Below are 11,832 nucleotides of genomic sequence, written 5' to 3' on the forward strand. Positions count from 1 at the left end.
AGAAGGAAAAGGTTACGAAAAAAATGATTGTGCAGTAATTGGAATAAATAATAAAACAGGAAAAATTACAAGATATGATTTTAGTGAAATAATCGGATTATCAGATTATGAAGTAACCCCAAAAGGCGTTTATGTCATGGGAAATTATAACTTTAATACTACCATATGTTTTTATTCTTTCGATACACATGAGAAAGAATACTATAAAATAAAAGATTTTGCTACGACGGATTTTTTTGTATGCAAAGATGTTCTTTACATATTAACTCTAGAAAATACCATTTTGAAAATTGATAAAAAAAATAAAAAAAATGAAGTGGCTTTTGATTTTTCTAAAGATTTTACCGAAGATGATAATGTTATAATGGGTGCAGTTTACAATGATAGTTATGTGTATCTTCCATATGATAAAAAGCTGATTAAATTAGATTTATCTAATAATAGCTATTCCTACGTTGAACTTCCAGTAGATAAAAACATATGGAGTTGCTACATTTTTAATGATAAATTATATGTAGGTATAGTTGATGAAGAAAACTTAACAGAAGACGGAAAAATTATCGAAGTGGATATGGAAAATGATACAGTTTTACATACTTATAAGTTAGATCTTTTAATCACAGAATTTGTAGTACAAGACGATTATCTTTATTTATATGACGATAATAATGTGGTGTATAAATATAAAATGGATGGAGATAAGCTTGATTTAATCTGTTCCCATGATTTACTAGATGATGGCTATAGATTCGTTTCCGGAATCTTTACTAAGTAGCCATTGAGAGTGTTAAATAAGATTTTAGAAAGTTATCCTAATAAAGTAACTCAAAAGCTTTTAAGGGAATCTATAAAAAAGCAGTAATCAAAGTGCCTAAAAACAAGGTAAAAAGCTATCCTAAACTTATGAAAAATAAGGGGCAGGCAAAAACTGTTAAAATTAAAAAATAAGAAATACTCTTAAGTAAAAAATAGGTCACACTAATGATATTTCCGTATTTAAGGAAAATCAATGGTGTGGCCTTTTTTACGGACATTTACCACATATATTTTTGACATAAAAAAAATATGATGCTAATATATGAAGAAGTGCGTTAAATAAAAATATTTACACCAACAGGTGTATATGACGAATAATCATAATATATGTTTAAATAAATGGAAATAAAATTTCAGGAGGTTTTAATGAGTAAACAAGCGCTTTCAGACCAGATTCTAATGAGTATAGACAAATCTGCAAGATACATTGGAAACGAGATAAATTCTATTAAAAAGAATCCAGAACATGTGGATATACGCTTCGCTATTTGTTTTCCGGATGTATATGAGATAGGAATGTCTCATCTGGGCATACAGATATTGTACGATATGTTTAATAAACGCGAAGACGTTTATTGCGAAAGAGTCTATTCTCCATGGGTAGATTTAGACAAAATACTAAGAAAAGAAAACATAAAACTTTTTGCCCTGGAATCCCAGGATCCGGTTATAGACTTTGATTTTTTGGGAATTACATTACAATATGAAATGTGCTATACAAACATTCTTCAGATTCTGGATCTCTCACAAATGCCTCTTTACGCAAAAGACAGAGATGAAAGTTTTCCTTTGGTTATCGGAGGTGGTCCTTGTGCTTATAATCCTGAACCTATCGCAGATTTCTTTGACCTGTTCTATATCGGAGAAGGTGAAGTAACCTATGGTGCTTTATTTGAACTGTACAAAAAACACAAAAAAGAAGGTTATGATAAAAAGAAATTTTTACTGGACGCCAGCCAGATAAAGGGAATTTATGTACCGTCACTTTACCAGGTAACATATAAAGAAGATGGTACTATCAATTCTTTTAAACCTAAATATGAAAATGTTCCTGCCATAGTAGAAAAGCAAATTGTTACTGATTTTAGCCGTTCTACCTATCCAACAGCTCCTGTAGTTCCTTTTATAAAGGCTACTCAAGATAGAATGATGTTAGAAATAGCAAGAGGCTGCATAAGAGGTTGCCGTTTCTGTCAGGCCGGAATGATTTATCGTCCAAACAGGCAAAAAGACCTTTGCAAATTAAAAGAAGATGCTCTTAAAATAATGGAAAATACAGGACATGAAGAAGTATCATTAAGTTCATTATCTTCCAGCGATTACACATATTTAGGCGAATTGGTTAATTTTCTTATCGACGAGTTTAAAAGCAAGGAAGTAAACATTTCCCTTCCGTCTCTTAGAATAGATAATTTTTCATTGGATATTATGAGCCATGTTCAGGATGTTAAAAAAAGCAGTCTTACCTTCGCACCTGAAGCCGGAACTCAAAGACTGCGTAATGTAATAAACAAAGGTCTTACCAAAGAACAGATTTTAAATGGTGCAAGAAGTGCATTTAATGGAGGCTGGCAAAAGGTAAAATTATACTTTATGTTAGGGCTTCCAACTGAAACTGAAGAAGATATGGAAGGAATTGCTACTTTAGCAGAAGATATATCAGAAGTATATTATGAGATTCCGAAGGATCAAAGAAATGGTAAATGCCAGATAACTGTAAGCACCTCCTTCTTTGTACCAAAGCCTTTTACTCCATTTCAATGGGCTCCTATGCTTACTTCAAAAGACTATGTTGAAAAAGCTAAATTTGTAAAAAGCTCAATTCGTTCTCAAAAAAATCAAAAAAGTATCAAATACAGCTGGCATGAAGCAGATGTAACCATTTTAGAAGGGGTGTTTGCAAGAGGTGACAGAAAAATTTCAAAAGTAATTGAAACCGCCTATAAAAAAGGCTGTATTTACGATGCCTGGACTGATTTTTACGATAATGATAAATGGCTTGAAGCTTTTGACGAATGTGGAATTGATATCGGATTTTATACCACAAGAAAACGCGAATTAGACGAAATCCTTCCTTGGGATTTTATTGACATAGGTGTTACCAGAAAATTCTTAAAAAAAGAATGGGAAAATGCACAAAATGAAATAGTAACTCCAAATTGTCGTGAAAAATGTTCCGGTTGTGGAGCAAAAAAATATAATGGAGGTGTCTGCTATGAAAATGAGGCTTAAATTTGAAAAAACAGGTATCGTTAAATATATAGGACATCTTGATTTGATGCGTTTTTTTCAAAAAGCATTCAGGCGAACCAGTATTGATATAAGCTTTACAGAAGGCTTTAACCCACATCAGATAATGTCATTTGCCATGCCTTTAGGCGTAGGTGTGGAAAGTGTTGGAGAATATATGGATTTTTCCGTAAACTCACCAATAGATATAAAAAAATCCATGGACGAACTTAATGCAGTAATGTGCGAAGGTATCATGGTTACAGGTATTTATCCTCTGATTGATAATGCAAAAAAAGCCATGTCCATAATTGCTTTGGCTGATTACATTATTAAATTTGATGATGAAATCATTAGAAATATTGACGAAAATACCTGGGATACATTAAATGATAAATTTTATAAAAATGCCTTAGAAATTTCTATTTTGAAAAAAACCAAGAAAAGTGAAAAAATTGTTGACATCAAGCCTATGATAAAAAAATTTCGCGCCTATACTGAAAATGATGAAAAACTGCTGTTTTTATCCTTGGATACAGGAAGCGAAAATAATCTAAATCCACGACTTGTTGTTGAAGCCTTGTATCATTATTTAAATATTGAATACAATGACTTTGGATATCATATTAAACGTACAGAATTATATGCTAAGAAAGATAATAATTATCTTACACTAGGTGAGTATGAGTGTTCTGCCACATTATAAGAAAAACACATTAATATAGCAGATATTCTAATATTCACTTTATTAAAAAAGGAGCACTCTTGGAAACTAAACTTGTAATCACAAATTTAAAATACAATGATAACAATAAATGTGTTTCAGCGTATTTTGAAAATGATGAGATAATAGAATTAAATACCATAGAAGACAACCTTATAAATTCCGTATATATTGGAAAAGTTGAAAATATTGTTCCCAGCATAAATGCCGCATTTATAAACATTGGAATAGGAGAAGACTGCTATTTTTCCCTAAAAGATAATCAGTCTATTCCTTATGTCAATGAAAAAAAAGATAATAAGCTAAAAATAGGAGATGAGATACTGGTTCAGGTTTCCAAAGAAGCCGGCAAAAAGAAACCGGCTGTAGTTACTTCTAATATTGCTTTTACCGGTAAATATGTTGTAATTACCTATGGAAATACTAAAATCGGTATTTCAAAAAAATTATCCAAAAACTATCATGAGAGATTTGAAAATCTAGGTGGCAAATTTGCAAATGACCTGTATGGAATTGTATTTAGAACTAATTCCGTAAATGCAAGAGATGAGGATATATTTTCTGAAATTAGGGAATTAGAAGGAAGATTAAATAAACTTTTAAATAATTACAAACATAGAAGCTGCTATTCAAAACTTATAAGCGGAATTACCGAATATGAACAATTCATTCTAAGGTGTGACACAAGCCAAATGGATTTTAGCGTAGTTACGGATAATGTTGACATTTATGAAAATCTGAAAAATAACAACCCTAATTATAATCTTAGACTTTATGAAGATGATTATCCTTTATTCAAACTTTACAATTTAGAAAGTTCTTTAAAAAAGGCTCTTTCAAAAAAAGTCTGGCTAAAATCCGGTGCTTTTTTATATATTGAGCACACAGAAGCTATGACCGTAATAGATGTCAACTCTGGAAAATACTCAACCAAAAAGAAAGAAGAAGCCTATCTAAAAATCAATATAGAAGCAGCTAAGGAAGTAGCAAGACAACTCCGTTTGAGAAATATTTCCGGAATATGCATTGTGGATTTTATAGACATGGAAAGAGAAGAAGACCAAAATGAACTAATGAAACAGCTACGCTCTTTTATAAAAAAAGATCCCGTTGGTGCTACATTAGTGGATATAACAAAATTAAATCTTGTGGAAATAACCAGAAAAAGAATAAAAAAACCATTATACGAACAATTTGCTTCTATATCTTCCATACAAGAGCAAAGTTTTGATGATATAGAAAAATAATCAAAGAAAGTGTTTTAATTATTAGACCATATATTTGTAATGAAATTTTGCTTGACATAAATTTTCATAGATGCTACTATAAAGAAGATGCCGCACAATAAGGTATAAGTTTGCGATTTTGCAACACCGAAATTGGCGAGTAATGATAATAGGAGGTGCCATATGTACGCGATTATAGCAACAGGTGGTAAACAGTACAAAGTAGCCGAAGGCGATATCATTAGAGTTGAAAAGCTTGGTTTAGAAGCTGGAGAAACTGTTACATTTGACAAGGTTTTATTAGTAAGTGACAATGGTCTTAAAACCGGAACACCTTACTTAGAAAATGCCACTGTAACAGGATCAGTTGTCAAAGAAGGCAAAAACAAAAAAGTTATTGTTTACAAATTCAAGAGAAAATCTGGATACCATAAGAAAAATGGTCACAGACAGGCTTTCACAGAAGTTAAAATCGATAAGATTAATGCATAGTAATGACTAATGTATTGATTTATCAAGATTCTGAAGGACTGTATCGCCGATTTAGAGTTTATGGTCATGCTGGATATGCAACTAGCGGAGAAGATCTCGTTTGTTGTGCTATCTCAACATTGGTGATTAACACTATAAACTCAATAGAAGCATTTACAGATGATGATTTTTGTGTTGATGTTGATGAAAAATCCGGAGATATAGATTGTCGTCTAGATACTTGTTCTAAGGATGTGAAACTTCTTGTTGATTCCATGGTATTGGGATTAACAAAAATAATGGAAAACGATAACGATAAATATATCAGAATAATACACGAGGAGGTGTAATGATATGTTAAATATGAACCTTCAGTTTTTTGCACATAAAAAGGGAGTTGGTTCTACAAAGAACGGACGTGATTCAGAGTCAAAAAGACTTGGTGCAAAAAGAGCAGACGGACAGTTTGTAAAAGCTGGAAATATTTTATACAGACAAAGAGGAACTAAAATTCATCCAGGTGTTAATGTAGGAATCGGTGGAGATGATACATTATATGCAAAGATTGATGGAATTCTTCGTTTCGAAAGAAAAGGTAGATCTAAGAAACAAGCATCTGTATATGCAGTAGAAGCTAAAGCTGAATAATTATTTTTTTCAATAATTTTTAAACCCGACTTTTAAGCCGGGTTTTTAAACTTTTATGATGATTTTCCTTGTATCATAAAAAGTGATCTCAAAAGATATTAATTGATTTATTGTTCGATATATCTTAAAAATGATTATATAAATTTGGGGTTCTACATTTTATTCCAAATTATATTCTTTTGTGATATTTAATGAATACTAAAGTTCATTAAAACACATTTTAAAGAATGATAGAGGTTTTATATATAGATAGTTTAAGTAATATAAAACGATACTAATATAAATAATATGATAATTAAGCTTAAAATACAGAAATTAAAATTTTCAGGCTTTACTTATAGATAATAAATAATTTAATGAGTTATAAAGGTAGGTGAATAGCATGTTTTCAGATAAGGTTAAAGTTATTATTCGTTCAGGAAAAGGTGGAGATGGTCATGTAAGTTTTCGCCGTGAGAAATTCGTTGCTAATGGAGGTCCTGATGGTGGCGACGGAGGAAAAGGCGGAGATCTTATTTTTCAGGTAGATGAAGGATTAAACACATTAGGTGATTTCAGATACAACAAAAAATATTCTGCCGGAAACGGTGAAACCGGTAAAAAAAGAAATCAACATGGAAAAAATGGTGAAGACCTTATATTAAAAGTACCTAGAGGAACTTTAATAAGAGATGCAACCAGTGGAAAAATAATCGCAGACATGTCCGGCGAAAATACCCGAAAAATAATTTTAGAAGGTGGAAGAGGTGGCCTTGGAAATCAACATTTTGCCACAGCTACCATGCAGGCACCGAACTACGCTCAACCTGGAAAAGCTGCAAAAGAAATAGAAGTAATACTTGAGCTAAAACTTATTGCTGATGTAGGTCTTGCCGGTTTTCCAAATGTTGGAAAGTCAACTTTTCTGTCAAGAGTAACCAATGCCAAACCTAAAATTGCAAATTACCACTTTACAACTCTTGTACCAAACCTGGGAGTAGTCGACCTTGACGGAAGCAAGGGATTTATAATAGCAGATATTCCAGGTCTTATTGAAGGTGCTTCAGAAGGCTTAGGACTTGGCTATCAATTTTTAAGACATATAGAAAGAACCAAAGTTATTGTTCATATGATAGATGCTGCTTCAACTGAGGGCAGGGATCCAATAGATGATATTAAAAAAATTAACCTTGAATTAAGTAAATATAATTCTGACCTTACAAAAAAACCTCAGATAATTGCAGCAAACAAAATTGATGTCTTAACTGAGGAAGAACAAAAAGAAATTCTTGATAAAATTAAAAAAGAGTTTTCCCATGAAAATTTACAAGTTTATCCAATTTCTGCTGTTACAGGTTCAGGATTAAAAGAGCTTTTATATGCAATAAAAGATACTTTAGACAAAAATGAAACACCAGATTTGATTTACGAACAAGAATTCTTCCCTGAAATTGAGTTGAATAATGAAACTGAAACCGGCCATACCGTAACAGTTGACAAAGACGGGGTATTCGTTATCGAAGGCCCTCAAATTGAAAAAATGCTTGGTTATACAAATCTTGAAGCAGAAAAAGGTTTCCTTTTCTTCCAGAATTTCTTAAAAGAAAAAGGTATCCTTGATGAACTTAAAGAAGCAGGTATAAACGATGGTGACACTGTAAGAATGTACGGTTGGGAATTTGATTATTACGATTAAATTTCTTTAATTATAATGTAAAAGGTTTAGTATATAAAAATACCGACCCCAAAATTAGATTTTTTACGAGACGACTTAGGTCGTCTCGTTTTCTTTGTTAGGGCAATTGTGCCCTGTTTTTAAATGGAGTTTCTCAAAAGAGAAACGAAATGCAAAAAACAAATAAACCACTTGCTATGCGAGTGGTTGAGATTGCTTTAGCTTACAGTAAAAAACCTCCAGTGATATAATAAATGCAGGTTCGCCAACCGCATTAAATCAAAGGAGGTATCCAAAATGGATGTAAATAGTTTATCACATACAAAATGAAATTGTAAGTATCATATTGTTTTTGCGCCAAAATTTAGAAGAAAAGTTATATATGGAAAATCTAAAATCTACCTAAAAAGTTTATAATGTCAAATCAAAAAAGTAGAGTTATACAAATTTTTATTAACTGGTAAGTATAACAACAATATAATTTTTCTGAAACAAAACTAAATTAAGCACTAAGACTTAAATTTAGATTTTTACGGGAAAATAACCCTAAAGAATAGGGATTATTATTTATTCGCAAAAGACAGCTTTATCGAATAAATAGCTATATTTCTCAAGAATAGCTATTTATTAAGTTTTCTTACATAATTTCCTTTGAATCCAGAATAATTGTAAATGGCCCGTCATTTTCAATACTTACTTTCATATCTGCTCCAAATATTCCTGTTTGAACTACAGGCACGCGTTCACGACATTTTTTTATTATGTATTCATACAAACCATTGGCAATTTCATAATTTCCGGCATCTGTAAAAGAAGGTCTGTTTCCTTTTTTACAATTTGCATAAAGGGTAAATTGTGAAATTAAAAGGAGTTCTCCCTTTATATCTGCTAATGAAAGATTTGTCTTGTCGTTTTCATCAGCAAATATTCTCATTTTTATCAGTTTATCTATCATTTTATCAGCAATTTCTTTTGTATCTTCGTTTGATACCCCAATAAACACTAAAAATCCCTGATTAATCTTTCCACATACATCCCCTTCCACCTTTACACTGGCAGATGTAACTCTTTGTATTACAAATCTCATTATTATTCTATAATCTATTTTTCTCTTTTTGAGTTAATAGATCTTCTCCTTTCTTTAAAACTGATGTTAGCATCTAATTAGTACAAAGTAAAATGAGCTATTCCCTTGAAATATAGTATATTCATAACAATAGGAGGAACTCTTTATGACACGTAAAACAAAACAACACACGATACCCATACGACAATGCCTGTATAGAATCCTTCCACTCTTTAATTAAAAGAGAATGGCTAATCCATTACATTCAGCCCTTCTTATAACTATAGCTGAAGTAAAATTCCTCGTTTGTAAAAGTGTAAAATATAAAATATTTCACTCATTCGTCGCACCATATCTTTATAAACCTATCAAATCTTGGTAGTTTTGGTTTAAGATAACCTCTTTTGTTTGCAGAAAAGAAATGCTTGTCAATAAGACGGTCTCGATATGCATTATATGACTCTGGTTTAGACATATGGGCTTTTGTATCTTTTGCTCTTCCAGTCTTTCCTTTATAAAAGCTTCGAATAAACTCTTGTTCTGCATCGGTCAGTTCGGGCCAGTCAAGATTATAGGACTTGAAGAGGATTCTCTCATAATCCGGAATAATATCCTTAATTGTTTCCGACTCTCCTTTATTAAAATATAATGAACCCAGGACTTGATACGCATAAGCATAACCAAGTGTCATGTCATATAATTTCTTTGCCTCTTCTGCATCTACATCAAGAAATTTTTCATAATTATATGCAATATCAAATTTATCCAGAGGTTTTACCTCTCTTGTGTCTCCCCGTCTAAAAAAAGATAGGCTTTTGGAAATATTCTCGCTGTTTGAATCTCTCTTATTAATAACAAAAAAGTCTTCTATGTTTTTTGATAATCCACTTACAACCAGATATACTCTTCGTCCCCTGTTAAACATTGTTCCTAATACGGAAAGAAGTCGAACTGTGTTTTCTGTTTTAGAAATATCATCTATCATTACAAGAACATTTCGGTTATTCTTGTTTGCCATTGCTATCATGTTTGCTAAAGTTGCCTCAGCATTGTAAAAATTACTGTTTTCAGAATAAGTTTTAGTTACCTCTATACTACCTTTACCTGATATTATAGGAATACCGCCTTGCGCTGACGCATTGGTTGTTACAAGAGTTTCTGTCTTTTTGTTGCTAATGAAATCCTCCTGGCTTAGATATGAAATAAGTGTCTCCACTCCATCTCCTTCTGCAGCAAGAGGATAAACAAGCCAGTTTTCATCTTTTTCAAGAGTTTGTAAAACTTTACCATATTCTACTGATTTTCCAGAACCTCTAAGTCCTGTTATCTTATAAACATATTTTGACGATTCTTCGCTCTTGAAATTTGCAATTATTTCTTCCGCAATGCCACAGTCAATATAAGGCTTTCCCGCAACACCAGGCGTCAGAGTAAATGGGTCAATTTTTACTGTCATATATTTATCTCCTAAGTTTTACTATTCGAGTAATATTTTTACTAATTTTTACGCTTCTTTACGCTTATAAGTTTTATTTTACCATTCCACCGATATTTTTACCATTGTTTTTTTATTACTATACCTTACTTTCGCTGCATGACAACAAACATTGTTATATTTTCGCTTTTCGTGTAGAATAAGATTTGGTAAAGCGGACATTCGGAATCCGCTTCGCTACTTCCTCATGAACGCAGTGGCACTTTGTGCCACCTGTCAGAAGGGGCTTTAACCCCTTCTGACACTAGTAAGCTTATACCCTCGCTTAAAGCTTACGCTTTTGAAGCGGGGGATTACTTACACTGCGTTCAAAAAGAATTAGAGAAATATCCAAACTAATTCAAGAATATATGTTCTCAAAACAAAACAATATAAGGAGAATGACACAAAATGGCTGATGTTAAATATCATGAACAGATAAATATACAAAACGAAAAAAAATTAAAGGAAATTCTTAATACAATCCCCCACTTTTGCAGGGAGTTTTTCAGGGGAATCGAGCCCACTACTTCTTCAAGAACCCGGATTGCCTATGCCTATGATTTAAGAATTTTCTTTGAATTCTTAATGGAAAATAACCCAGAGTTCAAAAAATATGATATGAAAGATGTTCCATTATCTTTAATGGATGAAATCAAAGCTGTAGATATCGAAGAATATCTTGATTACCTTAAATACTATAACAAAGACGGAGTCGATGTTACAAACGATGAAAATGGTCGAATGAGAAAATTATCTTCTTTAAGGAGCTTTTACAAGTATTTTTTCAGGCAGGAACGATTAAAAAATAATCCTGCCATTTTGGTAATGATGCCAAAAGTTCATGAACATACCATTACAAGATTAGATATAGATGAAGTTGCAAGGTTTTTGGATGCAGTTGAAAGCGGCGAAGATTTAAACAGTCGTCAAAAGGCTTTTCATAAGAAAACAGCCATACGAGATCTTGCTATGATGACACTTTTATTAGGTACCGGAATTCGTGTCTCAGAATGTGTGGGTCTGGACCTAGATGATGTGGATTTTAGAAATGGCGGCCTGAAGATACACAGAAAAGGTGGAAATGAGGTAATTGTATACTTTGGCGAAGAAGTTGAAACAGCTTTGTATGATTATTTGGAACAAAGAAACCAGATTATTACTAAGCCAGGACACGAAAAAGCCTTGTTTTTATCATTACAAAACAGAAGAATCAGCGTTAGAGCTGTAGAAAAAATGGTAAAAAAATACGCAGCTTTAGTTACCTCTTTAAAACATATAACTCCTCACAAACTCAGGTCAACCTATGGTACAAATCTATATAGGGAAACCGGTGATATTTACCTCGTAGCAGATGTGTTGGGACATTCAGATGTTAATACAACCAGACGACACTATGCTGCCATTGGAGAAGACAGGCGAAGAAGTGCCGCAAATAAGGTTACTCTACGAGAAAAAGGATTAGACAAAAATTAAGTTCATATAAAAGCAAAAGCACAAGTGCAATCACTATTTAATCAGTGT

Annotated in this window: 11 protein-coding genes and 1 pseudogene; 10 read left to right on the top strand and 2 right to left on the bottom strand. The window is 32.3% G+C overall.

The window, feature by feature from the left end; all coding sequences use genetic code 11:
* The 9 genes and pseudogenes from BM153_RS13575 to BM153_RS13465 all read left to right on the top strand — a co-directional run.
* Positions 1 to 775, top strand: a 775-nt coding sequence (locus tag BM153_RS13575; RefSeq protein ID WP_177205527.1) for a hypothetical protein, incomplete at its 5' end; no start/stop codon positions are given.
* 407 nt (positions 776 to 1,182) lie between these two features.
* Positions 1,183 to 3,048 carry a TIGR03960 family B12-binding radical SAM protein gene (locus BM153_RS01195; RefSeq protein WP_092869960.1) on the top strand — a complete coding sequence of 622 codons (1,866 nt, stop codon included), beginning with the start codon at positions 1,183 to 1,185 and terminating at the stop codon, positions 3,046 to 3,048.
* Positions 3,032 to 3,751, top strand: a complete 720-nt coding sequence (locus BM153_RS01200) for a TIGR03936 family radical SAM-associated protein (protein ID WP_177205528.1) — start codon at positions 3,032 to 3,034, stop codon at positions 3,749 to 3,751. Before BM153_RS01195 ends, BM153_RS01200 begins: the two co-directional genes overlap by 17 nt.
* 59 nt (positions 3,752 to 3,810) lie before the next feature.
* Positions 3,811 to 5,016, top strand: a complete 1,206-nt coding sequence (locus tag BM153_RS01205; protein WP_177205529.1) for a ribonuclease E/G — start codon at positions 3,811 to 3,813, stop codon at positions 5,014 to 5,016.
* 162 nt (positions 5,017 to 5,178) lie between these two features.
* Positions 5,179 to 5,487, top strand: coding sequence for a 50S ribosomal protein L21 (gene rplU / locus BM153_RS01210; RefSeq protein ID WP_092869963.1), 309 nt, complete (start codon positions 5,179 to 5,181; stop codon positions 5,485 to 5,487).
* 2 nt (positions 5,488 to 5,489) lie between these two features.
* Positions 5,490 to 5,816, top strand: a complete 327-nt coding sequence (locus tag BM153_RS01215) for a ribosomal-processing cysteine protease Prp (protein WP_092869964.1) — start codon at positions 5,490 to 5,492, stop codon at positions 5,814 to 5,816.
* 4 nt (positions 5,817 to 5,820) lie between these two features.
* Positions 5,821 to 6,114, top strand: a complete 294-nt coding sequence (gene rpmA / locus BM153_RS01220; RefSeq protein ID WP_092869965.1) for a 50S ribosomal protein L27 — start codon at positions 5,821 to 5,823, stop codon at positions 6,112 to 6,114.
* A 382-nt stretch (positions 6,115 to 6,496) separates the two neighbouring features.
* Positions 6,497 to 7,789: a GTPase ObgE gene (gene obgE / locus BM153_RS01225; RefSeq protein WP_092869966.1), complete on the top strand. Its 1,293-nt coding sequence runs from the start codon at positions 6,497 to 6,499 to the stop codon at positions 7,787 to 7,789.
* A gap of 276 nt (positions 7,790 to 8,065) precedes the next feature.
* Positions 8,066 to 8,182 (top strand): annotated as a pseudogene (locus BM153_RS13465) (transposase); the annotation flags it as partial.
* Positions 8,183 to 8,405: 223 nt separating this feature from the next.
* On the opposite strand, the gene dtd reads toward BM153_RS13465, so the two are convergent.
* The gene (dtd, locus tag BM153_RS01230; RefSeq protein ID WP_092869967.1) at positions 8,406 to 8,855 is read right to left on the bottom strand and encodes a D-aminoacyl-tRNA deacylase; all 450 of its coding nucleotides are present in this window, start codon (positions 8,853 to 8,855) and stop codon (positions 8,406 to 8,408) included.
* A gap of 316 nt (positions 8,856 to 9,171) precedes the next feature.
* Complete coding sequence (locus tag BM153_RS01235; RefSeq protein WP_092869968.1) at positions 9,172 to 10,290, bottom strand: hypothetical protein; 1,119 nt, start codon at positions 10,288 to 10,290, stop codon at positions 9,172 to 9,174.
* A 429-nt stretch (positions 10,291 to 10,719) separates the two neighbouring features.
* Between BM153_RS01235 and BM153_RS01240 the strand changes: the two genes are divergently transcribed.
* Entirely contained in the window at positions 10,720 to 11,784 is a 1,065-nt protein-coding gene (locus BM153_RS01240; protein WP_092869969.1) for a tyrosine-type recombinase/integrase, read from the top strand.
* The last annotated feature ends 48 nt before the right edge of the window (positions 11,785 to 11,832 follow it).

Origin of the sequence: Acetitomaculum ruminis DSM 5522 (assembly GCF_900112085.1) — a bacterium.
Lineage (GTDB): Bacteria > Bacillota > Clostridia > Lachnospirales > Lachnospiraceae > Acetitomaculum > Acetitomaculum ruminis.

Excerpts from the sequence above, each read along its gene's own strand:
- dtd (WP_092869967.1), bottom strand. The coding sequence starts at position 8,855 with ATGAGATTTGTAATACAAAGAGTTACATCTGCCAGTGTAAAGGTGGAA.
- obgE (WP_092869966.1), top strand. The coding sequence starts at position 6,497 with ATGTTTTCAGATAAGGTTAAAGTTATTATTCGTTCAGGAAAAGGTGGA.
- BM153_RS01240 (WP_092869969.1), top strand. The coding sequence starts at position 10,720 with ATGGCTGATGTTAAATATCATGAACAGATAAATATACAAAACGAAAAA.
- BM153_RS01215 (WP_092869964.1), top strand. The coding sequence starts at position 5,490 with ATGACTAATGTATTGATTTATCAAGATTCTGAAGGACTGTATCGCCGA.
- rpmA (WP_092869965.1), top strand. The coding sequence starts at position 5,821 with ATGTTAAATATGAACCTTCAGTTTTTTGCACATAAAAAGGGAGTTGGT.
- rplU (WP_092869963.1), top strand. The coding sequence starts at position 5,179 with ATGTACGCGATTATAGCAACAGGTGGTAAACAGTACAAAGTAGCCGAA.
- BM153_RS01200 (WP_177205528.1), top strand. The coding sequence starts at position 3,032 with ATGAAAATGAGGCTTAAATTTGAAAAAACAGGTATCGTTAAATATATA.
- BM153_RS01195 (WP_092869960.1), top strand. The coding sequence starts at position 1,183 with ATGAGTAAACAAGCGCTTTCAGACCAGATTCTAATGAGTATAGACAAA.
- BM153_RS01235 (WP_092869968.1), bottom strand. The coding sequence starts at position 10,290 with ATGACAGTAAAAATTGACCCATTTACTCTGACGCCTGGTGTTGCGGGA.